Origin of the sequence: Camelimonas abortus, from assembly GCF_042432745.1 — a bacterium.
GTDB lineage: Bacteria > Pseudomonadota > Alphaproteobacteria > Rhizobiales > Beijerinckiaceae > Camelimonas > Camelimonas abortus.
Genome location: NZ_JBHLWR010000006.1, coordinates 1,475,089 through 1,499,032, shown reverse-complemented (window position 1 = coordinate 1,499,032; position 23,944 = coordinate 1,475,089). Strand labels below are relative to the sequence as shown.

The 23,944-nt window shown below is 71.5% G+C and carries 20 protein-coding genes; 15 read left to right on the top strand and 5 right to left on the bottom strand.

All coding sequences use genetic code 11. The features are described from left to right. Positions 1–37: 37 nt before the first annotated feature. Positions 38–1,339 carry a glycosyltransferase family protein gene (locus ACFFJB_RS08915; RefSeq protein WP_376830857.1) on the bottom strand — a complete coding sequence of 434 codons (1,302 nt, stop codon included), beginning with the start codon at positions 1,337–1,339 and terminating at the stop codon, positions 38–40. 325 nt (positions 1,340–1,664) lie between these two features. Between ACFFJB_RS08915 and ACFFJB_RS08910 the strand changes: the two genes are divergently transcribed. Together ACFFJB_RS08910 and ACFFJB_RS08905 are read left to right on the top strand one after the other, a co-directional pair. Further along, entirely contained in the window at positions 1,665–4,412 is a 2,748-nt protein-coding gene (locus tag ACFFJB_RS08910; protein ID WP_376830856.1) for an ABC transporter transmembrane domain-containing protein, read from the top strand. Between the two features lie 199 nt (positions 4,413–4,611). Then, positions 4,612–5,052, top strand: a complete 441-nt coding sequence (locus ACFFJB_RS08905) for a Crp/Fnr family transcriptional regulator (RefSeq protein ID WP_376830855.1) — start codon at positions 4,612–4,614, stop codon at positions 5,050–5,052. A 209-nt stretch (positions 5,053–5,261) separates the two neighbouring features. Here ACFFJB_RS08905 and ACFFJB_RS08900 read toward each other — a convergent pair whose 3' ends face one another. Further along, entirely contained in the window at positions 5,262–5,480 is a 219-nt protein-coding gene (locus ACFFJB_RS08900; RefSeq protein ID WP_376830854.1) for a DUF2842 domain-containing protein, read from the bottom strand. 219 nt (positions 5,481–5,699) lie between these two features. On the opposite strand from ACFFJB_RS08900, the gene ACFFJB_RS08895 reads away from it, so the two are divergent. Next, complete coding sequence (locus tag ACFFJB_RS08895) at positions 5,700–6,779, top strand: COX15/CtaA family protein (RefSeq protein WP_376830853.1); 1,080 nt, start codon at positions 5,700–5,702, stop codon at positions 6,777–6,779. Positions 6,780–7,978: 1,199 nt separating this feature from the next. On the opposite strand, the gene ACFFJB_RS08890 is transcribed toward ACFFJB_RS08895, so the two are convergent. Together ACFFJB_RS08890 and ACFFJB_RS08885 are read right to left on the bottom strand one after the other, a co-directional pair. Further along, positions 7,979–9,259: an O-acetylhomoserine aminocarboxypropyltransferase gene (locus tag ACFFJB_RS08890; RefSeq protein ID WP_376830852.1), complete on the bottom strand. Its 1,281-nt coding sequence runs from the start codon at positions 9,257–9,259 to the stop codon at positions 7,979–7,981. A gap of 140 nt (positions 9,260–9,399) precedes the next feature. Continuing rightward, entirely contained in the window at positions 9,400–10,002 is a 603-nt protein-coding gene (locus ACFFJB_RS08885; protein WP_376830851.1) for a CoA-binding protein, read from the bottom strand. A gap of 222 nt (positions 10,003–10,224) precedes the next feature. Between ACFFJB_RS08885 and ACFFJB_RS08880 the strand changes: the two genes are divergently transcribed. Together ACFFJB_RS08880 and ACFFJB_RS08875 are read left to right on the top strand one after the other, a co-directional pair. Next, the gene (locus tag ACFFJB_RS08880) at positions 10,225–12,063 is read left to right on the top strand and encodes a chloride channel protein (RefSeq protein WP_376830850.1); all 1,839 of its coding nucleotides are present in this window, start codon (positions 10,225–10,227) and stop codon (positions 12,061–12,063) included. A gap of 21 nt (positions 12,064–12,084) precedes the next feature. Beyond that, positions 12,085–12,426 (top strand): TfoX/Sxy family protein, encoded by a 342-nt coding sequence (locus tag ACFFJB_RS08875; RefSeq protein WP_376830849.1) that lies wholly within the window; start codon positions 12,085–12,087, stop codon positions 12,424–12,426. Positions 12,427–12,565: 139 nt separating this feature from the next. Here the strand turns inward: ACFFJB_RS08875 and ACFFJB_RS08870 are convergent, their stop codons facing one another. Next, positions 12,566–13,375, bottom strand: a complete 810-nt coding sequence (locus ACFFJB_RS08870) for an enoyl-CoA hydratase (RefSeq protein ID WP_376830848.1) — start codon at positions 13,373–13,375, stop codon at positions 12,566–12,568. Positions 13,376–13,519: 144 nt separating this feature from the next. Here ACFFJB_RS08870 and ACFFJB_RS08865 point away from each other — a divergent pair, with 144 nt between their 5' ends. The 10 genes from ACFFJB_RS08865 to recJ all read left to right on the top strand — a co-directional run bounded on the left by ACFFJB_RS08865 (position 13,520) and on the right by recJ (position 23,904). Beyond that, positions 13,520–13,963 (top strand): PaaI family thioesterase, encoded by a 444-nt coding sequence (locus tag ACFFJB_RS08865; protein ID WP_376830847.1) that lies wholly within the window; start codon positions 13,520–13,522, stop codon positions 13,961–13,963. Between the two features lie 269 nt (positions 13,964–14,232). Then, entirely contained in the window at positions 14,233–14,697 is a 465-nt protein-coding gene (rplM, locus tag ACFFJB_RS08860; RefSeq protein WP_376830846.1) for a 50S ribosomal protein L13, read from the top strand. 2 nt (positions 14,698–14,699) lie between these two features. After that, positions 14,700–15,182: a 30S ribosomal protein S9 gene (rpsI, locus tag ACFFJB_RS08855; RefSeq protein WP_376830845.1), complete on the top strand. Its 483-nt coding sequence runs from the start codon at positions 14,700–14,702 to the stop codon at positions 15,180–15,182. A gap of 269 nt (positions 15,183–15,451) precedes the next feature. After that, positions 15,452–16,435: an N-acetyl-gamma-glutamyl-phosphate reductase gene (argC, locus tag ACFFJB_RS08850; RefSeq protein ID WP_376830844.1), complete on the top strand. Its 984-nt coding sequence runs from the start codon at positions 15,452–15,454 to the stop codon at positions 16,433–16,435. Between the two features lie 51 nt (positions 16,436–16,486). Then, a complete protein-coding gene (locus ACFFJB_RS08845) occupies positions 16,487–16,906 on the top strand; it encodes a hypothetical protein (protein WP_376830843.1) in 420 nt (139 codons plus the stop codon). Between the two features lie 155 nt (positions 16,907–17,061). Next, on the top strand, positions 17,062–18,282 hold the full coding sequence (locus ACFFJB_RS08840; protein WP_376830842.1) for an LL-diaminopimelate aminotransferase: 1,221 nt from the start codon (positions 17,062–17,064) through the stop codon (positions 18,280–18,282). Positions 18,283–18,757: 475 nt separating this feature from the next. Then, positions 18,758–19,087, top strand: coding sequence for a hypothetical protein (locus ACFFJB_RS08835; protein WP_376830841.1), 330 nt, complete (start codon positions 18,758–18,760; stop codon positions 19,085–19,087). 261 nt (positions 19,088–19,348) lie between these two features. Further along, the gene (locus ACFFJB_RS08830) at positions 19,349–20,674 is read left to right on the top strand and encodes a homoserine dehydrogenase (protein WP_376830840.1); all 1,326 of its coding nucleotides are present in this window, start codon (positions 19,349–19,351) and stop codon (positions 20,672–20,674) included. 147 nt (positions 20,675–20,821) lie between these two features. Beyond that, on the top strand, positions 20,822–21,817 hold the full coding sequence (gene glpX / locus ACFFJB_RS08825; protein ID WP_376830839.1) for a class II fructose-bisphosphatase: 996 nt from the start codon (positions 20,822–20,824) through the stop codon (positions 21,815–21,817). Positions 21,818–22,083: 266 nt separating this feature from the next. Next, a complete protein-coding gene (gene recJ / locus ACFFJB_RS08820) occupies positions 22,084–23,904 on the top strand; it encodes a single-stranded-DNA-specific exonuclease RecJ (RefSeq protein ID WP_376830838.1) in 1,821 nt (606 codons plus the stop codon). The last annotated feature ends 40 nt before the right edge of the window (positions 23,905–23,944 follow it).

Here is a 23,944-nt window from a genome sequence, read left to right as displayed (position 1 = left end):
ATCGTGGACTGGTGCGGAGGCGCCGCCTGCGGGCGGCTCAGGCGCTGCGGGCGCCGAAGGCGACGGCCGCCGCCGGCTCGCCCTGGCCGGCGCCGCCGCGGCGCTGGCGCAGCCAGTTTCGGAAGTCGGCGCGGATGACGCTGGCGCCCTCGAGCAGGCCGGGCGGGGCGCCCCAGGCCCGCGAGGGCGGATTCTGCTGCGGCAGCCGGTGGAGCGCCGCCGCCATGCGCCTCGGGTCGCGCTCGCCGTTCTCCTCGACGATGCAGCTGGCGAGGCCGAGCCGCTCCGCCGCCCGGGCGCGGATGTACTGCTCCCGCCGCGGGCGCGTGCGCGGCACGATCAGCGCCGGCCGGTCGAAGGACAGCAGCTCGCAGAAGGTGTTGTAGCCGCCCATGGCCACCACGGCGGCGGCGCGGTGCATCAGCGTCTCCAGCTTGCTGTCGAAAGAGAGCGCCGCCAGCCTGGGATGGCGGCTGATGCGCCGCATGAACTGCCGGCGCCGCTCGCGGGCGATGAACGGGCCGAACACGACCAGCGCCGGCGTCTCCAGGGTGGGATCGGCCTCATAGGCGCTGATCACCCAGTCCACCATGTCGTCCCCGTCGGCGCCGCCGCCGCTGGTGACGAGGATGAACGGGCCGCGGGTGATCTTCGGATAGCGGGCCAGCTGCGGCTCCTGCGGCTCCTCCGGCAGGGTGCGGCGCAGGTAGCCGGTGTACAGCGTGCGCTCGCGCAGCCGCGCCGGCAGGTCGAAGGCGGCCAGCGGCTCGTAGATCTCGCGCAGGCCATAGACCCAGATGTCGTCGTAATAGTCCGCCAGCGCCCGCAGCGCGCCCTTGCGCTCCCATTCCGGCGCCAGCAGCGCCGGGTCGTCCATCACGTCGCGCACCCCCAGCACCACGCGCGCGCCGCGCGCCCGCGCCAGCTCCAGCGCGCCGGTCACCTCCCCGCGAAAGCCGGTCGGCTCCTTGTCGACGATGACGAGGTCGGGCCGGAAGCTGTCGGCGGTCTGGCGGATGATGGCGGCGCGCAGCTGCGCCGTCTCCTCCAGCCCCATGTTGAGATTGAGCGTGCGGTAGTCGCCGTTGGCCAGCTTCACCACGCCGGGGATGCGCACGAAATCGACGCCTGGGCCAAACTCGAAGCTGCCGATGACCGGCGAGCCGGAGGCGATGATGACCGAAACGCCCGGAGCCTCGGCGGCGAGCGCGTTGGCGATGGCGCGGCTGCGTCGCAGGTGCCCGAGCCCGAAGGTGTCGTGGCTGTAGATCAGCACACGGGCCCCGGACAGGTTGCCCCGGGAAAGGGCGCCGGCGCGCGCGCCGTGTTCCAGCGTCATGGAGACCTCATGATGGCCTGAGGCCAGAATCCTTTTTTGGTTATGCAAGGCCGGCGGATGCGCGCGGCATGGCCCTGGCGGGCAGGGTAGAGCATGATGGGCCGGCGAGAAACCCGGCGCCGACGCTTGCGAACACCAAAAGGGGCGCGCGCCTTTATTTGCCTGGACGCAGACGCTGTGCAATTCCATGCGCCGCGCGGCCCCGGGCGAATCTGTCGCGCGGCGCGCCGACGCGCAGGCCGGCGCCCCCGGGCGGGGGCGGCGCGCGGCCGGCGGGAGGCCGCGGCGCGTCCGCGCCGGCCGGAAAAAGGAGCCGCAGGCTGACATGACGGGAGGCACGACGTTGGATCGCAACCTGTTCCGGTACGTCTGGCGTCATTCCCGGCGCGACCAGCTGGTCATCTTCGCGGTCGTGCTCGCGTCCCTGCCGTTTTATTACTGGTCGCTGGACCTGCCCAAGCGCATCGTCAACGACGCCATCCAGGGCGGCGCCTTCAAGAGCGGCTCGCCCACCGCGAACTTCCTGGAGATGCACCTGACGCTGCCGCAGTTTCTTGGCGGCGGCAGGATCGCCATTCACGACGGCTTTGAGGTCGGCCAGCTCGGCCTGCTGCTCGGCCTGTCGTTCCTGTTCCTGTTCTTCGTCCTCGTCAACGGCGCCTTCAAGTACTGGATCAACGTCGCCAAGGGGGCGCTGGGCGAGCGCATGCTCCGGCGCATGCGCTTCGACCTGTTCTGCATCGCCCTGCGCTTCACCCCCGAGACCCAGAAGACGGTTAAGTCGTCGGAAACGGCGACCATGATCAAGGACGAGGTGGAGCCCATCGGCGGCTTCATCGGCGACGCCTTCTCGCAGCCGCTGCTGCTCGGCTCCCAGGCCATCACCGCCATGACCTTCATCGTCATGCAGAACGTGTGGCTGGGGCTGATCGCCGCCTGCATCATCGCCGTGCAGTTCACGGTGATCCCGCGGCTGCGGCGGGTGCAGCTGCGGCTCGGCAAGCAGCGGCAGATCCTGTCCCGGCGTCTCGCCGGCAAGGTCAGCGAGGTGGTGGACGATCTGGAAGCCGTGCACGACAACGCCGCCGTGGCCTATGAGCGCGCCGGCGTCGGCGAGCGCCTTTACACGCTCTTTGACCTGCGTTTCCGCATCTACAAGTGGAAATTCATGGTCAAGTTCCTCAACAACCTGCTGGCGCAGATCACGCCGTTTTTCTTCTATGCGGTGGGCGGATATTTCGCGCTGAAGGGGTCGCTCGACATCGGGCAGCTGGTGGCGGTGATCGCCGCCTACCGCGACCTGCCGCCGCCGCTGAAGGAACTGATCGACTGGGACCAGCAGCGTCTCGACGTGCAGATCAAGTATGACCAGGTGGTGCAGCAGTTTTCGCCGGAGAAGCTGCTGCCGGAGGAGCTGCTGCAGCCGCTGCCGCCGGGCGTGGAGCCCGCGCCGCTGCCGGGGCCGGTGGAGGTGAAGGGCCTGCATGTCGTCGACAGTCACGGCGTGACCCTGCTGGAGCAGCTTTCGTTCCGCAGCGGGCTGCCGCTGCGGGTGGCGCTCATCGCCTCCGGCGGCGCCGCGCCGTCGGCTCTGGCCCAGGTTCTGGGCCGGCGCATCACCGAATATCGCGGCCAGGTGCTGTTCGGCGGCGAGGACCTCGCCCGCATGCCCGAGGCGCTGGCCGGCCGGCGCATCGCCTACGCCGGGCCGGAGCCGGTGCTGTTCGCCGGCACGCTGCGCGACAATCTCGTCTATGGCCTGCGCCGGCGGGTGAAGGACGCGCCGCTGCTCACCGGCGTGCGCCGGGCCGAGGCGCTGGCCACCGGCAACCCGCTGGAGCCGCCGGACGTGGGCTGGCTGGACGTGAGCATCGCCGGCTGCGCCACGGTCGAGGAGCTGGACCAGAAGCTGATCGGGGTGCTCGAGATCGTCGGCCTGCGCGAGTCGCTGCTGCGGCTGGGCCTGTGGGGGCTGGTGGACGTCGACCGCTATCCCGGCCTCGCCGGGCGGGTGGTGGAGGCGCGCAAGCGCCTGCGCCAGCTGATGGCCGAACGGGGCCTCTCCGGCCTGATCGAGCCGTTTGATTTCGGCCGTTACAACGCCCAGGCCACCGTCGCCGAGAACCTGCTGTTCGGCGTGCCGGTGCGTCCCGAGTTCAGGGGCGAGGCGCTGGCCCACAACCCGCTGGCGGCGAAGGCGCTGGAGGAAGCCGGCGCGCTTACGCGCCTGCGCGACATGGGCGCGCACATCGCCGTCACCATGGCCGAGCTGTTCCGTGACCTGCCGCCCGGCCATCCGCTGTTCGAGCAGTTTTCCTTTGTGCCCGCCGACGAGCTGGAGGATTATGAGGAAATCGTCGCCCGCTGGCGCATGCGCGGCGCCGGCGGCCTGAACCGGGAGGAGCGCGACCGGCTGCTCGCCCTCACCCTCGACTATATCGAGCCCAAACACCGCCTGGGCCTCCTGGACGACAGCCTGCGCGCGGCGCTGGTGCAGGCGCGCCGCATCCTGCACGCGCGGCTGCAGTCCGGCCGCTGGGCGGGGGCGGTGGAGTTCTACCACCCTGACCGGCTGACGCTGAACGCGCCGCTGCGCAACAACCTCGCCTTCGGCCGCATGAGCCACACCGTGGCCGACGCCGCCCAGCGCGTCGCCGACCTCACCACCGGCATGCTGGAGGAGCTGGGTCTGCGCCTCGACGTGGAGCGGGTGGGGCTGGACTATGACGTGGGGCCGGCCGGGCGGCTGCTGCCGGCCCAGCAGCGCATGGCGGTTTACATTGCGCGGGGGCTGGTCAAAAATCCTGACCTTCTCGTGCTGGACGGCGTGTTCTCCGCCTTTGGCGAGACCCAGGCCCGCGCCATGATCCGCGACATCTCCCGCTACATGGCGGGCCGTTCAGTGGTCGCGGTGCTGCACAGCCAGGAGCTGGCCGATCCTGAGGCATTTGACCTGGTGGTGGCTTTCGAGGGGCCGCGGCCGGTGGTGCTGCGCGGCGCCGCCCGGCTGCCGGAGCCGGCCGGCGAGGTCACGGCCGGCGGCGCTTGCGGCGCGCGTGAAGGGGCGGCGTGAGCCCCGTCCGGGATCGCGGCCAGCAGGGGAGGCCGCCTGAAAATGCGGCTTTTCCGCCGCCGCGTTCGGCCCCGGCGATGGGGCGCGGCGGGCCGGCGGTCAGACCTGGTCCGGCTGGCGGCCGGCGCGGCTTCGCGCGCGCCGCGGGCGCCGTGGCCATATGGTGGTCGTGGGCGACGGTTCGCCCGGGAGGAGCGAGATGACGCTGGAGAATGAAGTCCAGTCCCTGCGACAGGTTCCGATGTTCCGGGACATTGATCCCGCCCGGCTCAAGCTGCTGGCCTTCACCAGCGAGCGGGTGCAGTTTTCCGACGGCCAGCGGTTCTTCACCCAGGGCGACGTGGGCGACGCCGCCTATGTGATTCTGGAAGGCGCCGCCAACGTGCTGCTGGAGACGCCCAACGGCCAGATCAAGGTGGCCGAGTTCGGCCCCAACGCCCTCATCGGCGAAATGGCGGTGCTGGCGGAAACCCCGCGCAGCGCCACCGTCGCCGCCGTGGGCGACGTGGTGGCCCTGCGCATCGACAAGCGCGTGTTCCTGGAGCTGCTGGCCCAGTTCCCGCAGATGGCGATCGCGGTGATGCGCGAGATCGCCATGCGCCTGGAGCGCACCAACGCCCGGCTCGCCGGCCAGGCCTGAGCCGCCCCGCGCGCCTTCCCGCCAGGCGTCTTCCCTGACGCGTTTTTCGTCACGCGTTTTTAGTTTTTCGTCACGCGTTTTTATTGGCGCGCCTTCCCCGGCGCGCGCCTCCTCGCGGCCGGCCCGCCGCCCCGCGGGGCAGGGACAGGGAGGCGCGGGCCCCTGCCGGGAAACGCCCTGCAGGCCGGCGGCCGGCGCCGGCGGACGCCTTACGGACCCTCGCGGTCGTCAGCCCGCTCCATCCATTTGACCAGCGGCATCACCGGCAGCACCCACGCCAGGCCCGCCACCAGGAAGAAGAAGAACTGGGCGGTCTTGCCGGCCTCCTGGATGCGCCCCTGGGCGATGACCATCACCGTCAGCGCATAGACGATCACGAACAGGATCATGCCGAACGAGCCGATGAACTTGCGTGTGCGGCGGGTCATGACGTCTCCTGTGGCGGGTCCTGCGGGGCCGGGGTCGCGCGGCCGTCGCCGCTAGATAGCGGCAATTCGCGGCCGCCGCCATAGCGCCGCCGGCGCCCGGGCGGGGGTGCGGCGGAAGCCCGCCTTGGCCGGGGCGGCCGCCGCGCGTATGGGTGCGCATCGTCCGGACCGCCGCGCCGCGGCCGCTCCGGCGCCCCATGCCCCCTCGCGGAGTAAGTCATGTCGGCAACAGGCATCCCCGACGGCGCCAGGCAGGCGGCCGCGCCCGGACTGCGCGCGGTCCGCAACTGGCTGGTTTTCGTCACCTGCCTCGTTTTCATCATGGTGGTGGTGGGCGGCGCCACGCGCCTCACCGGCTCGGGCCTGTCGATCACCGAGTGGAAGCCCATCACCGGCGCGATTCCGCCGCTCTCCCACGAAGCCTGGCTGCGGGAATTCGACCTCTACAGGGCCACGCCGCAGTACCAGCTGCTCAACGCCGGCATGAGCCTCGCGGAGTTCCGCTTTATCTACCTGTGGGAGTGGGGCCACCGCCAGCTCGGCCGCTTCATCGGCCTCGCCTACATCATTCCGCTGGTCTGGTTCGCCGCGCGCCGCGTCGTCACCGGCCGGCTGCTGGCCATGCTGGCGCTGGTCGCCGTGCTTGGCGGCCTGCAGGGCGCCATCGGCTGGATCATGGTGCATTCCGGCCTGCAGCCGGGCATGGTGGCGGTGGCGCCGGTGAAGCTGATGCTGCACCTGCTGGCCGCCTGCGTGCTGTTCATGTGCCTCATCGGCGTCATCGTCACGCTGTCGCCGCGGCCGGAGGCGCGCTCCATCGGCCGGGTCAAGGCATGGGGCGCGCTGCTGGCGGCGCTGTCTTTCGTGCAGATCGGCCTCGGCGCGCTGGTGGCGGGCCTGCACGCCGGCCTCACCTACAATACCTGGCCGCTGATGGACGGGCGCTTCATCCCCGACGCCGCCACGCTGCTGCCGCTGCAGCCGTGGTGGATGAACCTGCTCGCCACCGTGCCGGCGGTGCAGTTCAACCACCGCATGGGCGCTTATGTGCTGCTGGCGGCGGCGCTGTGGCACGCCTTCGACGTCCGCCGGCTGGCCAGCGTCGGAGCCGCGTCGCCGGGGGCGGCGCACCGGGCGGCGGCGCTGGCCTTCATCGTCTTCCTCCAGGACGTGATCGGCGTCGTCACCCTGGTTCTGGCCGTGCCGATCTGGGCCGGCCTGCTGCACCAGGGCTGCGCCATGATCGTGCTGGCGGTGGCGACCATTCACGCCAGACGCCTGATGCTGGCGCGCGGCTGACCGGCGCCGTGCGACGGCCGGACAGGCGCGACAGGGCGGCCACGGGCCGCCCTTTTTCTTTCGCGCGCCTGTTCGCCCGCAGCCCCCGCCCGGACGCGCCTTTTCCTCCGCGCCCGTCGCCGGCGCCGGCCGGCGCCCGGGCCTGCGGTTTCGGATCCAAGTAATTAGCGTTAACAATATGAACAAAGCGAACCGTTATTCATGTATTCGTTTCGCCGTATGTTTGGCGTTATTTGGAATGCCTGCTTGACCTGCCTGAAGCATTGTGTAAAGTTTGTGTCATCGTCATGATGTGATTTTGACGCGCACAAAGGATGGCCGGAGACAGGCTCCGGTTAACGGGAAGTTCCGGACGTTAACCAACCGTAAACCAGGTTACGTCCTAAATTTGCCCTGAAGAGGTGGGGAGGCGCGTATATGGTGACGATCGTTGTTCCCGCCCGATGGCGACTGCAGCTGTCCGCCACGAGCGTGGTGGTGGTTTCCGTCGCCGGCAAACGTCGGGGGAGGGAGTTGTGCGTGGGCGCGCCCAGACGGCCGCCACGCCGCTGGCGCGCCGCAAGACTGCGGGCGTCCTGACCAGGGTCCGGCGGGGGCGCCGCTGCTTCCGCCGCCATCTGCTCCACACGCTTGCGCGGGGATGGCCCGGCCGTCCCCGCATCACAGGCCGGCGGACCGCCTGGCGGCGACCGCCGGCATCGTCCGGACGTGTCTCCCGGGTCGCCGTTTCGCCCCGCGTCGCGACCGTTCGCGGCCGGCTGGCCGTGGCGGCAGGCTCCGGCGGCGGATACGCCTGCGCCATCGCGGCGAGGCCGCCCGCCGCATCATGTCCGCCAGCACCTTTCGCCTGTCTCCGGGCCGCAGGTCGCCCGGTCGCCAGGGGCGCGCATGATTGCGGTCGGCGTGGGCGGGAACAGGCGCGCCCGGAGAAAGGCGCGCCCGGAGAAAAGCGCGCCTGGAGAAAAGCGCGCCTGGAGAAAAGCCCGCCCGCGAACAGTGGGCGCGGGAGCGGGGGGCAAACAAATAAAAGGGAGAAAATAAAAGGGGGCGCAGGAAAGGACGCCCGGGAGAACGGAGCGCACGGAAAGCGCGCCGGGAAAAGGCGCGCGGGAAAAGCGCGCGCCAGACAGGAAAGGCGCGACGGAGGCCCCTCGCGCCCTGCATGCCGGCCGCGCCCCGCAGGGGCGTCGCGCCGGACCTCAGCCGGCGAGCGCCGCGTCGAGGTCGGCGATCAGGTCCGCCGGATCCTCAAGGCCGATCGACAGGCGCACCACGTCCGGACCGGCGCCGGCGGCGATCTTCTGCTCGTCGGTCAGCTGGCGGTGGGTGGTGGAGGCCGGGTGAATCACCAGCGAACGGGTGTCGCCGATATTGGCCAGGTGGGAGAACAGCTCCAGCTTCTTCACCAGGTTGACGCCGGCGTCATAGCCGCCCTTCAGGCCGAAGGTGAATACGGCGCCCGCGCCGCGCGGCAGATACTGCTGCGCCAGCTTGTGATAGGGGTCGCCCTCCAGGCCCGGATAGCTCACCCATGAGACCGCCGGATGGCCGGCGAGGTGCTTCGCCACCGCCAGCGCGCTCTCCGACTGGCGCGCCATGCGCAGCGGCAGGGTCTCGATGCCGGTGAGGATCATGAAGGCGTTGAACGGCGAAATCGCCGGGCCAAGGTCGCGCAGCGACAGCACGCGCGCGGCGATGGCGAAGGCGAAATTGCCGAAGGTCTCGGCGATGACCAGGCCCGCGTACTCCGGGCGCGGCTGCGACAGCATCGGATAGCGCGCGTCGCCGGCCCATTTGAAGCTGCCGCCGTCAACGATCACGCCGCCCATGGAGTTGCCGTGGCCGCCCAGGAACTTGGTGGCCGAGTGCAGCACGATGTCCGCGCCGTCCCTGAGCGGCTGCCACAGATAGGGCGTGGCCAGGGTGTTGTCGACGATCAGCGGAATGTTGTGCTTCTTCGCGATCGCCGAAATGGCGCGGATGTCCGACACGACGCCGCCCGGATTGGCCAGCGACTCGACGTACAGCGCCCTGGTGCGCGGCGTGATGGCGCGCTCGAACGACGACGGGTCGTCGGCGTCGGCCCACACCACGTTCCAGCCGAAATTCTTGAACGAATTGTTGAACTGGTTGATCGAACCGCCGTACAGCTTGCGCGAGGCCACGAACTCGTCGCCCGGCTGCATCAGCACGTGGAAGGTCAGCAGCTGCGCCGCATGGCCCGAGGCCACCGCCAGGGCCGCCGTGCCGCCTTCCAGCGCCGCCACGCGCTCCTCCAGCACCGCCGTCGTCGGGTTGGTGATGCGGGTGTAAATATTGCCGAACGCCTGCAGGCCGAACAGCGACGCCGCATGGTCCACGTCGTCGAACACGAATGACGCGGTCTGGTAGATCGGCGTCACGCGCGCGCCGGTGGTCGGGTCAGGGCTGGCCCCGGCGTGAATGGCCAGGGTGTGGAAGCTGGGCACGCGATCAGACATATTTACCCCCAGAAAATGTAAATTGGGATTAATCCCGTCAGATGATGTTTAAATTGCCGGAGGGGCGTCCGTCAAATGGCGCGGGGCGGAAATCGCGACATTTCCGGCCCCCGCGGCCGCGACGTGCGGCCGCCGCCGTCTCAGCCCCTGCCGCGGAAGGAAGGACCGCCCCTCCAGGCGCCCAGCGTCATGCGCTGCACGGCCCCGCCGGCGCTGACGCGGCGCTTCGACGACAGCACGCGGGAATTCACGCCGTTCCATGTGATTTCACCCGAAAGGCGACCGTATTCAATCTTGGGGCAGCGGTCCATGATGACGGTGCAGCCGCGCGCCTCGGCGCGGGCGGCGGCTTCGTCATTGCGCACCGTCAGCTGCATCCAGATGACCTTTGGCGGAACGGGAAGGGACAGGGCCTCGTCGACGATGGCGCCAGCGGCCGCGGAATTGCGGAAGATGTCGACCATGTCGACCGGCTCCGGCAGGTCGGCGAGGGCGCCGACCACCGGACTGCCGGCGATCTCCTGGCCGGCGAGGCCGGGGTTGACACCGTAAACCCGGTAGCCGCGCTTCGACATGTAGCTGGCCACGATCCAGCTGGGGCGCACGTTGCTGGCGGAGATGCCGACGATGGCGATCGACTTCACGCTGCCGAGGATCGAGCGGATGAGATCGTCCGGATAGGCGTCGCGCCGGCCCGGGGCGGCGCCGGAAGCTGGCCCGGCTTCGTCCGGAGTGAGGTTCATGGCCCGTGTTTCTCCCATGATGTCGGATCGCCGTCTGTTCTGGGCCGCGTCTGGCTGCGGCTGTTGTTCCGGCCCGCGCCCGCGCCGCGGAGATGGCGACGGACGGGCGTTTGCGCATAACAATTCAGGCAGAACCGTGTATCAGGCGATGAAGGCGATGACCATGGCCGCGCCGGCCCGGGTCGCCCGGCCGGGCCCGCGACGCCCGGGGACAGGAGAACCATGAGCCAGGGGCCCGCGCCAGCAACCCGCGCGCCGGCGTTTCGCGCCGGAGTCCGCCGCCGCATCCGGGCGGCGCGGGTGCTGTTCGGCCGGCGCTGGCGCTCCTTCATCCGCGCCGACGAGCTGTCGCCGCTGGCGCTCGGCGTGCTGGTGGGAATCATCGCCGGTTTCGGCGTGTTCTGCATCAACGCCCTGGCTCAGTGGATGCATGAGGCCATTTTCGCCCTGCCGCCGGGCGAGCGGCTCAGCGCGCAGGAGCGGCTGGATCCGTGGCGGGCGGTGCTGGGGCCGGCGGCCGGCGGCCTGGCGGTGGGGCTGCTGACGCTGGGAGTCCGCGCCTGGCGCCGGCGCGAGGCCATCGACCCCATCGAGGCCAACGCCCTGTACGGCGGGCGCATGTCGCTGCCGGATTCGCTGCTGCTCACCGCCGGCACCGTGCTCTCCTGCGGCTCCGGCGCCTCGGTGGGTCTGGAGGCCGGCTACACCCAGAGCGCCTCCGGCGTCGGCTCCTGGCTGGCGGGGCTGCTGCGCCTGCGCCGGGCGGACGTGCGCGTGCTGGTGGGCTGCGGCGCCGCCGCCGCCATCGCCGCGGCGTTCAACGCGCCGCTGGCCGGCGCCTTTTACGCCTTCGAGCTGGTGCTGGCCGGCTACACCGTCGCCGCGCTGGCGCCGGTGATGGCCGCCGCCATCACCGCCAACATCGTGCACGAACTGCTGGTGACCTCGCCGCATGCGCCGCTGGTGGGCTCGCTGAAGTTCGGCGCCGGCGATTACGCCGTGTTCGCCGCCATGGGCGTGGTCACCGCCGGGCTGGGCGTCGGCCTGATGAAAACCGCCACCACGGTGGAGTCGCTGTTCGTGCGCAGCAACACGCCGCGCTGGCTGCGCCCGGCCATCGGCGGGCTGCTGGTGGGCGGGCTGGCGCTGTTCTCGCCGGCGGTGCTGGGGGCGGGCCATGGCGGCATGGAGGTGTATTTCGCCGCCACCCATGGCGTGGGCGTGCTGCTGGCGCTGCTGTTCGCCAAGATGCTGGCGGCGTCGATCTCGGTGGGCTCCGGTTTCCGCGGCGGCCTGTTTTTCACCTCGCTGTTCGCCGGGGTGCTGTTCGGCGGCCTGGTCGGGGAGAGCTATCACGCCATCGCGCCGCATCTGGCCAGCGACCGCATCGTCTACGTGCTGGTGGGCATGGCCGGGCTGGCGGCGGCGGTGATCGGCGCGCCGCTCACCATGACCTTTCTGGTGCTGGGCATGACCGGCGACCTCTCCATGACCACGGGCGTGCTGCTTTCGGTGGTGGTGGCGACGGTGCTGGTGCGGCGCACCTTCGGCTATTCCTTCTCCACCTGGCGCCTGCACCTGCGCGGCGAGACCATCCGCAGCGCCATGGACGTGGGCTGGGCGCGCGAGCTCACCGTGGCGCGGCTGATGCGCCGCGAGGCGCGCACCGCGCCGGAGACCATGACCATCGCCGCCTTCCGCGAGCGCTTCCCCATCGGCTCCACCAGCCAGGTGTTCCTGGTGGACGGAACCGGGGCCTACGCCGGCGTGGTGTTCGTGGCCGACGCCCACGCCACCGACTATGACGGCATCGCCGGCATCGCCCTGGTGCGTGACCTGCGCCGCGCGCCCAACGCCTTTCTCACGCCGCCGCAGAGCGTCGAGAAGGTGCTTGAGGCGTTCGAGCTGGCCGAGGTGGAGACGCTGCCGGTGGTGGACGATCCGCTGTCGCGGCATGTGGTGGGCTATGTGACGGAGGCTTACGCCCTGCGCCGCTACAGCCAGGAGCTGGAGCGGCGCCGTCTGGAGTACAGCGGCGAGCGCCAGCCGCCGCGGCGCTAGCGGGCGGGGAGCGCGGCCGGCATGGCGTGGAATCCGGAGCTGGAGCGGCTGCTGCGCGAGGCGCTGGAGGGCGTCCCGTGGCTGGGCGAGAAGCGCATGTTCGGCGGCGTCGTCTTCACCATTGACGGGGCGATGGTCTGCGCCGCCATCGCGCCGGGACTGATGGCGCGGGTGGGCAAGGCGGCGGAGGCGGAGATGCTGGCCCTGCCGGACGTGCGCCCGATGGGCTCCGGCGGCCGGCGCATGGGCGGCTGGGTGCTGGCCGGCGAGGACGCCTGGCGCGACGACGTCATCCGCCGGCGTGTGGTTTCCGCGGCGGTGGCGCATGTGCTGGCGCCGCCGCCAAAGACAGCCGGCGGGTGAGGGCGCTTCCGGTCCTGGCGACGTCAACGTCACGCCCGGGGGGCTCATGCGCTGCCAGCCGCCGCACGTCATCCAGCGTTTCCGGACGGCCGGCTCACGTCCGGCCGTGACGCAGGCGGGGGCGACGCGGCCGTCCGCTTCACGCGTCGCGCCACACCGGCTGGCGCTTCTCCACGAAGGCGCCGATGCCTTCCTCGGCGTCGCGCGCAAGCATGTTCTCCACCATCACCTGCGCGGCGTAGGCGTAGGCGTCGGCGAGGCCCATCTCCAGCTGGGCGTAGAACGCCCGCTTGCCGGTGCGCAGCGTCAGGCGCGACTTCGAGGCGATGCGCTCCGCCAGGGCGCAGGCCTCCGCCAGCGCCTCGCCGGCGGGAACGACCCGGTTCACCAGCCCCATGCGTTCGGCCCGCCCGGCGTCGATCATTTCTCCGGTGAGCAGCATTTCCATGGCGTGCTTGCGCGAGACGTTGCGCGACAGCGCCACCATCGGCGTGGAGCAGAACAGGCCGATGTTCACCCCCGGCGTGGCGAAGCGCGCCGCCGCGCCGGCCACCGCCAGGTCGCAGCTCGCCGCCAGCTGGCAGCCCGCCGCGGTCGCCACCCCCTCCACCGCCGCGATCACCGGAACCGGCAGGTTGACGATGGTCTGCATCATCGTGGCGCAGCGGGCCATCAGGTCCGCGAAATGGCGCCGGCCGCGGTCCGGATCGGCGCGGCGGGCGGTGATCTCCTTCAGGTCGTGGCCGGCGCAGAAGGCCGGGCCATTGGCCGCGATCACCAGCGCGCGCATGGCGGCGTCCGCCGCCGTGGCGTCCAGCTCCGCCTGCAGGGCGGCGATCATGGCGTCGGACAGCGCGTTGCGGCTGGCCGGCGCGTTGAGGGTGAGAACGGCGTAGCCGTCGCGATTCGCGCGCAGGATCAGCGGCTCCCGGGCCGGGGCGGCGGTCATCGGCGTGCTCCTGTCAGTCAGCTCCGTGGCTGGTGGCAGTCAACGGCGCCGCGCCGGCGCAGGCAAGGGCTGGCGGACCGCAAGGTTGCGGATGGGCCGCGCCGGCGGCAAAACTGCCTGTCCGGATATCAGGGAGGAATGCGCATGACGGCCCAGAACGCGCCCGCGGCGGTGATGACGGTCGCCGAACTGGAGGAAACCCTGCGCCGGGAGTTTCCGGAGATGTGGGCGGACAACGCCCCGCGGGTGATCGAGAGCGTGGGCTATCTCACGGCGCGGGTGCGGTCGGTGTATTCGCCCGCGCAGCTGCGTCCCGGCGGCACGATTTCCGGGCCCACCATGATGGCGCTGGCGGATCTGGCGCTTTATGCGGCGATCATGGCCTCGATCGGCCCGGTGACCCTCGCCGTGACCACCAACCTGTCGTTCAACTTCCTGCGCAAGCCGGCGCCGAAGGACCTCATCGCCGACTGCCGCCTGCTGAAGCTGGGCAAGCGTCTCGCCGTGGGCGAGGTGAGCCTGTATTCGGACGGCGAAGACGGGCTGGTGTGCCACGCCACCGGCACCTATTCGATTCCGCCGCGCTGACTGGCCGCGCCGGTCGCGGCCACCTCCCGTCTGGCGCGGGATCCGCACGCAGAAATTTACGGTATTATATTACCGTATATGACAAGCTTTTGAAAAATAACGCATTTACGTGGCGTTGAAGAATCTGCGGCGCTTGACGCATGGCGCGCCAGCAGTTACACGCAGGCCAGCCCGCCCCGGAGGCGGTGCCGCGCAAGGCTCGCGCGCGGCCGCCTGCCGGAGCGTTCATCGTCAGGGGCCCGCCGCCCCGCGAAAGTTGAGACAGATCCATGAAAACCTACTCGGCAAAGCCGGCCGACGTTGAAAAGAAGTGGGTGCTCATCGACGCCGAAGGTCTCGTCGTCGGCCGCCTCGCTTCCATCGTCGCCATGCGTCTGCGCGGCAAGCACAAGCCCACCTACACCCCCCACGTCGACTGCGGCGACAACGTGATCGTCATCAACGCCGACAAGGTGGTGTTCACGGGCCGCAAGTACGAGAAGAAGGTCTACTACCACCACACCGGCCATCCGGGCGGCATCAAGGCCCGTACGGCCCGCTTCATCCTGGAGGGGCGCTTCCCGGAGCGCGTCGTCGAGAAGGCTGTGGAGCGCATGCTGCCGCGCGGTCCGCTGTTCCGCAAGATTATCGGCAACCTGCGCGTGTACGCCGGTCCCGAGCATCCGCACGCCGCCCAGCAGCCTGAGAAGCTGGACGTCGCCGCTCTCAATCCCAAGAACTCGAGGAGCGCCTGATCATGGCTGAGACCCTCCAGAGCCTCGCGGATCTTGGCCAGGCCAACGCCGCCGCCGTCGTCAACGACGCTCCCGTGCATGAGCGCAAGGTCGACGCCCTCGGCCGCGCCTACGCCACCGGCAAGCGCAAGAACGCCATCGCCCGCGTCTACATCAGGCCCGGCTCCGGCAAGATCACCGTCAACGAGCGCCCGGTCGAGGTTTACTTCGCCCGCCCGGTGCTGCGCATGCTGATCAACCAGCCGCTGGAGCTGACCAACCGCGCCGGCCAGTTCGACGTCACCGTCACCGTCACCGGCGGCGGTCTTTCCGGCCAGGCCGGCGCCGTGCGTCACGGCATCGCCAAGGCCCTGACCTACTACGAGCCCGAGCTGCGTCCGGCGCTGAAGAAGGAAGGCTTCCTCACCCGCGACAGCCGCGTCGTGGAGCGCAAGAAGTACGGTCGCGCCAAGGCCCGCCGCAGCTTCCAGTTCTCGAAGCGCTGACCGGTCGCCGCAGCCGCGTCCTGCATGCGGCTGCGACCTTTCCGGCAAGGGGCGGCCTTCGGGTCGCCCTTTTTCGTTGCGCGGCTCCTGTCCGCGCCTGCGCCGCCCGAGCCGCTCCCGGCCGGGGGCAGGGCGGCGGCGGGCGCATGGGCGGGCCGCGCGACGCGGTTGGATTTTTGCCGCAGGCTGGAGTAACGCCTGTGGAGGCGCGGCCAGGCCGGCGACATCGCGCCGCCGGCGCCGCCGCTTGAGGCTTCAGGAGACAGGTCATGGGCGCCGGAACCAGCAGCACGTCCGACACCGCAGCCAGCAGGGCGCGTCCCGCCGTCGTCTTCATTGACGGCGAGGCCGGCACCACGGGGCTCGGCATCCGCGAGCGCCTGGAGGGCAGGCCGGACATTGTCCTGCGCAGCATTCCGCACGGGCTGCGCAAGGACGTGGACGCCAAGCGCCGCCTGCTCTCGGAGGTGGACGTGGTCATCCTCTGCCTGCCGGACGACGCCGCGAGGGAGACCGTGGCCCTGGTGAAGGAGCTGGGCGCGCGCGGCCCCAAGGTGCTGGACGCCTCCACCGCCCACCGCGTCGCCGAAGGCTGGGTCTATGGATTCGCCGAGCTGCAGCCGGGCCAGGCGCAGGCCATCGCCAGCGCACGCTTCGTCGCCAATCCGGGCTGCTATCCCACCGGCGCCGTCGCCCTGCTCCGGCCGCTGCGCGAGGCCGGCTACATCGGCGAGGACACGCCCGTGTCCATCAACGCCGTCAGCGGCTATTCCGGCGGCGGCCGGCAGATGATCGAGGCCTATGAGAAGGGCGCCGCTCCCGCCTTCGAGCTCTACGGCCTGTCGCTGGCACACAAGCACCTTCCCGAGATCCAGGCTTACGCCCGCCTCGGCCGCCGGCCGCTGTTCGTGCCCTCCGTGGGCAATTTCCGCCAAGGCATGCTGGTGTCCGTGCCGCTCCATCTCGACGCGCTGCCCGGCAGGCCGGCGGTCGGAGACCTGCGCCAGGCGCTGGCGGCGTGGTATCCGGCCGGCGGCGCCGTGGAGGTGATGCCGGCGGAGGAGACCGCCGCCTTCGGCGGCCGCCTCGAGCCGGAGGCGCTCAACGGCACCAGCCGCCTGCAGCTGTTCGTGTTCGGCAATGAGGAGGCGCGCCAGGCGGTGCTGGTGGCCCGGCTGGACAATCTCGGCAAGGGCGCTTCGGGGGCGGCGGTGCAGAACCTGCTGCTCATGACCGGCGGCCTCGCCGCCTGAATGGCCGCGCAGACGGTTTTCGCGGCCGCAACCCTAGCGTATCGTAACAGCATGCGCACGCAAGCTTCCCGCCGTTTCCGGCGCCTCATCCGCCCCATCGCCGCCGTCGCCCTCGCAGGGGCGGCCGCGGCGGCGCTCGCCGGCTGCGCCGCGGAGAACTCGCCGCTGCGCGGCGTGGCCAGGGTGGTGGATTTCGCCACGGACGCGCCCCAGCCCGCGCCCTTCGTGGCGGAGAGCCGGCGCGCGGACACGGGCTACATGCGCATCGAGCGCGAGCTGCCGGCGCGCCCCTCCGGTCCCCGCACGCCGGAGGAGGTGAAGGCGCTGGAGGCGGAGCTCGACGCCGCCAGGCAACGCACCGCGGCCGAAGGCGCGGCGGCCCAGGCGGAGGCGCAGGCGCAGCCGCCCATCCAGCGCGCGACGTCGCCGGCGGCGCAGCCCGCCGGACGGGCGAAGCCCCCCGCACGGTGAGCGCCTCCGGCGCCACGCGGCGGCCGCCGGACGCGAAACCTGCTGGAAACCCGGCTCCAGTTTGATACACACGACAGCTTCCCGCATCCTGCGCCGCACCAGAACGCAATGGCGCGGGGAAATGCGGCTAGGACCGTGACCAGGGACCTGTAACCATGACCGAGTTTTACCGAATCAAGCGCTTGCCGCCCTATGTCTTCGAGCAGGTCAACAGGTCCAAGGCAGCGGCGCGGGCCCGCGGGGCCGACATCGTTGATCTCGGCATGGGCAATCCGGACCTGCCCACGCCGCGCCACGTCATCGAGAAGCTGGTCGAGACCGTCGGCAAGCCGCGCACGGACCGCTACTCCGCCTCGCGCGGCATTCCCGGCCTGCGCCGCGCCCAGGCGGCCTATTACAGGCGCCGTTTCGGCGTGACCCTCGATCCCGAGACCCAGGTGGTGGCCACGCTCGGCTCCAAGGAGGGCTTCGCCAACATGGCGCAGGCCATCACCGCGCCAGGCGACGTCATTCTGGTGCCCAACCCGAGCTATCCGATCCACGCCTTCGGCTTCCTCATGGCCGGCGGCGTCATCCGCTCGGTGCCGGCCGAGCCGACCCCGGCCTTCTTCCCGGCGCTCGAGCGGGCGGTGCAGCATTCGATTCCGAAGCCGATCGCGGTGGTGGTCTGCTATCCGTCCAACCCCACCGCCTATGTGGCGTCGCTGGATTTCTACAGGGACCTCGTCGCCTTCGCGAAGAAGCACGAGCTGATCATCCTCTCCGATCTCGCCTACGCCGAGGTCTATTTCGACGACCGCGACCCGCCGCCGTCGGTGCTGCAGGTGGACGGGGCCATGGACGTGACGGTGGAGTTCACCTCCATGTCCAAGACCTTCTCCATGGCCGGCTGGCGAATCGGCTTCGCCGTGGGCAACGAGCGGCTGATCGCGGCGCTGGCGCGGGTGAAGTCCTATCTCGACTACGGCGCCTACACGCCGATCCAGGTGGCGGCCACCGCCGCCCTGAACGGCCCCGACGACTGCGTGCGCGAGATGCGCGACATCTACCGCAGGCGCCGCGACGCGCTGGTGGAGTCCTTCGGCCGCGCCGGCTGGACCGTTCCGGTTCCCACCGCCTCCATGTTCGCCTGGGCGCCGATTCCGGAGCAGTTCCGTGACCTCGGCTCGCTGGAGTTCGCCAAGCTGCTGGTGGACCAGGCCTCGGTGGCGGTGGCGCCGGGCGTGGGCTTCGGCGAGTACGGCGACGGCTACGTGCGCATCGCCGTGGTGGAGAACGAGCAGCGCATCCGCCAGGCGGCGCGCAACATCCGCCGCTTCTTCGAACAGGACGCGGCGCGCCGTCACAACGGCGGCCCGGCCGCGCCGCGCGACTGAGCGCCCGCGGCCGCCCCGTTCCGCCTGTCGCGCGTCAGGACCCGCCGGTGACGGCGGGTTCTTTTTTGTCCGCGGCCGCGCCCCGGAGCGGATACGGCGCGGTTCGCGCCCGCCGCTCACGAAATATGACGGACTGTTACAAGATCAGGCGGCAGTTTAACCTGGTATTAGTCAAAAGTTGGGGCGGCGCTATGCAGGAGAGGGCCGCCGGCGCATTGTCATGGAAAAGCCGTCATGCACATTACATCTGTCTTGCGCGCCCCGCGGGAACGGATGCGGGCGCCGGCGCACGGCGGGTCAGGATCCGGCGGCGCGCCAGGCGCGCCCGGCTGACGCGCCCGCAGGGGAGGAACGGCGGCGGGGAGCCTGACGCCCCGCCCTGGACGGCGCGCGCGCCGCGGCGCGGCCGGCGCCGTCGCGTTCATGGTTCAGGTTCTCCGCGCAGGACGCCGGAGACATGATAAGGGACACGACAATGCAGGCTCAGGTTCGCACCATCGTCGCAGCTTCCGGCGAGCGGCTCGTGGTCATGCCGGAGGCGCAGTACGCCGCGCTGGTGAGCGCCGCGGCCCGGCCGCCGGCGGACCAGGCCGGCGCCGCGGGGCGGAGCGGGGCGGCTTCGCCCGTCCGGATGATGGCGCAGACGCCGGCGGCCGCCGCCGCGCCGCGGCCGCTTCGGCCCGCGGCCGCCCCGGTCCCGCAGCCGCAGCCGGCCGCGGCGGCCGCGGCCAGGGCCGACGCAGCCCGGCCGGCCGGAGCCGGCGCCCGCCGCGGCAGCCTCGAAGACGTGCTGCTGTTCGGCTGACGGCCCGCGCCGTCGCGGCGGCGGTTCGCGGCCGGGACGGCGCAGCAGATCGTCGCGGCCGCGCGTCGCCGCGGCCGCCGCCGGCGGCGCAGGCCGCTCCTGCGGCGCGAGACCGCGCGCCGGCCAGGGACGCGTTTTCATTTTCCCTTGTGCGGGGCGCGCCGTCCGCCGGCGGCGCCCGCGTTTTCCCCTTCCTGTTACTGCTTCCGTCCGCGCGCTCGTCCGTTGACAGGACGCGTGGGGGCATGCCATCGGCAGCGCATGAAAACTCCTCTCAGGATTGGCGTCGCGGGCCTCGGCACGGTCGGCGCATCGTTGCTCAGGCTGCTGGCCCGGCGGCGGGCGGCGCTCGCCCAGGTTTCCGGCCGCGAGATCGAGGTGGTCGCCGTTTCGGCGCGTGACCGCGCCCGCGACCGCGGCGTCGACATTTCTGCTTTCGCCTGGTTCGATGATCCTGTCCGTCTCGCGCGCGAGGCCGACGTGGACTGCGTCGTCGAGCTGATCGGCGGCGCCGGAGGGCCGGCGCGCGCTACCGTCGAGGCGGCGCTGGCGCGCGGCCTGCATGTGGTCACCGCCAACAAGGCGCTGCTCGCCGCCCACGGCATGGATCTCGCCGCCATGGCCGAGCGCCGGGGCGTTGCGCTCGCCTTCGAGGCGGCTGTGGCCGGCGGCATTCCGGTGATCAAGACGCTGCGCGAGTCGCTGGTTGGCAACGAGATCACCCAGGTGTCCGGCATCCTGAACGGCACCTGTAACTACATCCTCAGCCGCATGGAGCAGGAGGGGCTGTCGTTCGAGGCGTGCCTCGCCGACGCCCAGCGGCTGGGCTATGCCGAGGCCGACCCCAGCTTCGACGTGGACGGCCACGACACCGCCCACAAGCTGGCCATTCTCGCCAGCCTCGCCTTCGGCCTGCGCATCGACGCCGAGGCGGTGCGGGTGGAGGGCATCCGCTCCGTGCAGCCCATCGACATCCGCATGGCCGAGCAGCTGGGTTACCGCATCAAGCTGCTGGGGGTGGCGACGCGCACCGCCGACGGCGTCGAGCAGCGGGTGTGCCCGACCATGGTGGAGAAATCATCGCCGCTGGCGCGGGTGATGGGCGTCACCAACGCCGTGCACGTCGACGCCACGCCGCTTGGCGAGCTCACCCTGGTGGGGCCGGGCGCCGGCGGCGACGCCACCGCCTCCTCGGTGATCGCCGACATCGTCGACATCGCCCAGGCGGGCAGCCGCGGTCCGGTGCTGGCCGCGCCGGCCGGCGAGCTGCGCCATATGAAGCGCGCGCCGGTGAAGGACCACCCCGGCGGCTATTACGTGCGCGTCAACCTGCTGGACCGGCCGGGGGCCGCGGCCTCCGTGGCCAGCCGCATGGCCGAGGCGGGCATCTCGCTGGAGTCGATCGTGCAGCGGCGCTCGCGCGAGGCGGCGGAGCTTGACCCGCGCGGCCGCTCCGGGGCCGAGGTGCCCGTGATCCTGATCACCTACGACACCACCGAGGAGGCGGTGCGCGGCGCGCTGCAGAAGGCGACCGCGGACGGTTATGTGGGCGCCTCGCCGCAGGTGATCCGCATCGAACGCAATTGACCTGGCGACGCGCCGGCGACATGGTCCGGCGAGCGTCGCGGGCGCCCCGCCGCCTGGCCGGGGCTTCGCGCAGATCCGCAGTTCTGGCGCACGTCCGCCGCCGCACCGCCGGGGCGGAGGGCGCGCAATTCGAGGGGCCGTAACGTAATGACCGACATCACCGTTCCGCAGGGCAAAATCATCGAGCGCATCCTGAGCATGGAGCTGGTGCGGGTGACCGAGCGCGCCGCCGTCGCCGCCGCGCGCCTGCGCGGTCATGGCAACGAGAAGGCCGCCGACCAGGCCGCCGTGGACGCCATGCGTCGCGAGCTGAACCGCCTGCCCATCGAGGGCACCGTGGTGATCGGCGAGGGCGAGCGCGACGAGGCCCCCATGCTGTTCATCGGCGAGAAGGTCGGCGCCGGCGGCCCCAGGGTTGACATCGCCGTCGATCCGCTCGAGGGCACCACGCTCTGCGCCAAGGACATGCCCGGCTCCATCGCCGTGATGGCCATGGCGGAAAGCGGCACGCTGCTCGCCGCCCCGGACGTCTACATGCAGAAGATCGCCATCGGCCCCGGCTATCCGAAGGGCGTGGTGCATCTGGACGCCAGGCCCGAGGACAACATCCGCAACCTGGCCAGGGCCAAGGGCGTCGATCCCTCCGAGATCACCGCGCTGGTGCTTGACCGTCCGCGTCACGCCGACCTGATCGCCGCCATCCGCAGCACCGGCGCCGCCGTGCGCCTGATCTCGGACGGCGACGTCGCCGGCGTGATCTACACCGCCAATCCGGACGAGACCGGCATCGACATCTACATGGGCATCGGCGCGGCGCCGGAAGGCGTGCTGGCGGCGGGCGCCCTGCGCTGCATCGGCGGCCAGATGCAGGGCCGCCTGATCCTCGACACCGAGGAGAAGCGCGAGCGCGCCCGCGGCATGGGCGTCACCGACCCGGACCGCGTCTATGACATGGAGGACCTCGCCTCCGGCGACGTTATCGTGGCCGCCACCGGCGTCACCGACGGCGCCCTGCTGCGGGGCGTGCGCTTCGGCAAGAACGTGATCGAGACCGAGACCATCGTTTACCGCTCGGTCACCGGCACGGTGCGCCGCATCATCGCCGAGCACCGCGACCTCAGCAAGTTCCAGCTGGAGGGCTGAGAGCGGCCGCGCTCTCGCATTCCGGCGAAGCCAGGCGGAAAGGGGCGCTGCGGCGCCCCTTTTTTGTCGCCTCCTTCCGGCGAGGGGGGCAGGGCGCCCGCTCCTGGCAGTCGCCGCCCGCGCGCCGCGGCGGCGACGCCCGCGCCGTCCGTCCCCCTGGGCGCCGCCGGCCGCGATTGCTGCTATATGGCCGCCATATGCGCGACTCGCGCCGGCTGGACCGGCGCGCGATTCGTCATGGCGGATCAGGGGACGGCGGGAACGGCATGCTGGCGGGAGCGACGATGGCGGAAGGGGCGCGGGGCCCTGTGCTGCTCGGGGTGGAGCGTTCGGCGCTGGGGCGGACGTGGCGCAGCCGGTGCGACGCACGCGCCGAAGCCCTGGCGCTGGCCCACGCCCAGGCGCATGGCCTTTCCGACGCGCTCGCCCGCGTGCTCGCCGGCCGCAACGTGCCGCTGGAGGGCGCGCCGGCCTTCCTCGAGCCGCGCCTGCGCGACCTGATGCCGGATCCTTACGTGCTGCGCGACATGGAGACGGCGGCGCGGCGCCTCGCCGACGCCATCCGCCGCCGCGAGCGCGTGGCGATTTTCGGCGACTATGACGTGGACGGCGCCACCTCCAGCGCCCTGCTGGGCGACTTCCTGCAATACTGCGGCGCGCCGTTCATGGTCCACATCCCGGACCGCGTGACCGAGGGCTACGGCCCCAACAGCGAGGCCATCCGGGCGCTGCGCCGCCAGGGGGCGACGCTGCTGGTCACGGTGGACTGCGGCGCCGCCAGCCATGAGGCTTTCGAGACCGCCCGCGAGGTTGGCTTCGACGTGGTCGTCCTCGACCATCACCAGGCGCCCGAGCATCTGCCGCATGCGCTGGCGCTGGTGAATCCCAACCGGCAGGACGACCTTTCCGGCCTTGGCTATCTGTGCGCCGCCGGCGTCACCTTTCTGGCGCTGGTGGCGGTGAACCGCATCCTGCGGGAGGAGGGCTTCTGGCGCGGCGGCCGGGAGCCGGACCTGATGAGCGGGCTCGATCTGGTGGCGCTCGGCACGGTGGCCGACGTGGCGCCGCTGGTGGGGCTGAACCGCGCCTTCGTGCGCCAGGGGCTGCAGGTGATGCGCCAGCGCCGCCGGCCTGGGCTCACGGCGCTCGTCGACGTGGCGCGGCTCAAGGGCCCGCCGGAGGCCTGGCACATGGGCTATCTGGTGGGGCCGCGCATCAACGCCGGCGGCCGCATCGGCGACGCGGCGCTGGGCGCGCGGCTGCTGCTGACCTCCGACCCGGCCGAGGCGGCCCGTATCGCCATGGAGCTGGACGAGCTCAACCGCCAGCGCCAGGAGATCGAGCAGCAGGCGGTGGAGGAGGCGGCCGCCGAGACGGAGCGGCGGCTGGCGGCCACGCCCGGCATGCGCGCCATCGTGCTGGGGTCGCCGGAGTGGCATCCCGGCGTGGTCGGGCTCATCGCCTCGCGGCTGAAGGAGCGCTTCGGCCGTCCGGCCTTCGCCTTCGCCATTCGCGCGGACGGCGTGGCCACCGGCTCCGGCCGTTCGGTTCCGGGGGTGGACCTGGGGCGGCTGGCCCGGCTGGCGGTGGAGCGCGGCGTCGCGGCGAAGGGCGGCGGCCACGCCATGGCGGCCGGCGTCACCGTGCCGGCGGACGGACTGGAGGCGTTCGCCGCCTTCCTCGAGGAGGGGCTGGCCGGCGACGACATCGGCGCCCACGCCGCCGAGCTGCTGCTGGACGGCACGCTCTCCGCCGCCGGCGCGCAGCCTGCGCTTGTGTCCATGCTGGAGCGCGCCGGCCCCTACGGGGCGGGCAATCCCGAGCCGCTGTTCGCCCTGCCGCGGCTGCGGCTGGTGGAGGCGCTGCCGGTGGGCGCCGGCCACGTGCGGTACCGGCTGAAGGCCGGCGACGGCGCGGAGATCGGCGGGGTCGCCTTCCGCGCCCTCGGCCAGCCCCTGGGCGACGCGCTGGCGGCCTGCGCCGGTCGCCAGGTGCACGTGGCCGGCTCGCTCGCCATCAACAGCTGGGGCGGCCGTGAAAAGGCGGAGCTGCGCCTGGTGGACCTCGCCCCGGCCAGGGATGGCTGAGGGCGGAGGAGCCGCGCCGCGCTCCGGCCGGGTTTGCAGA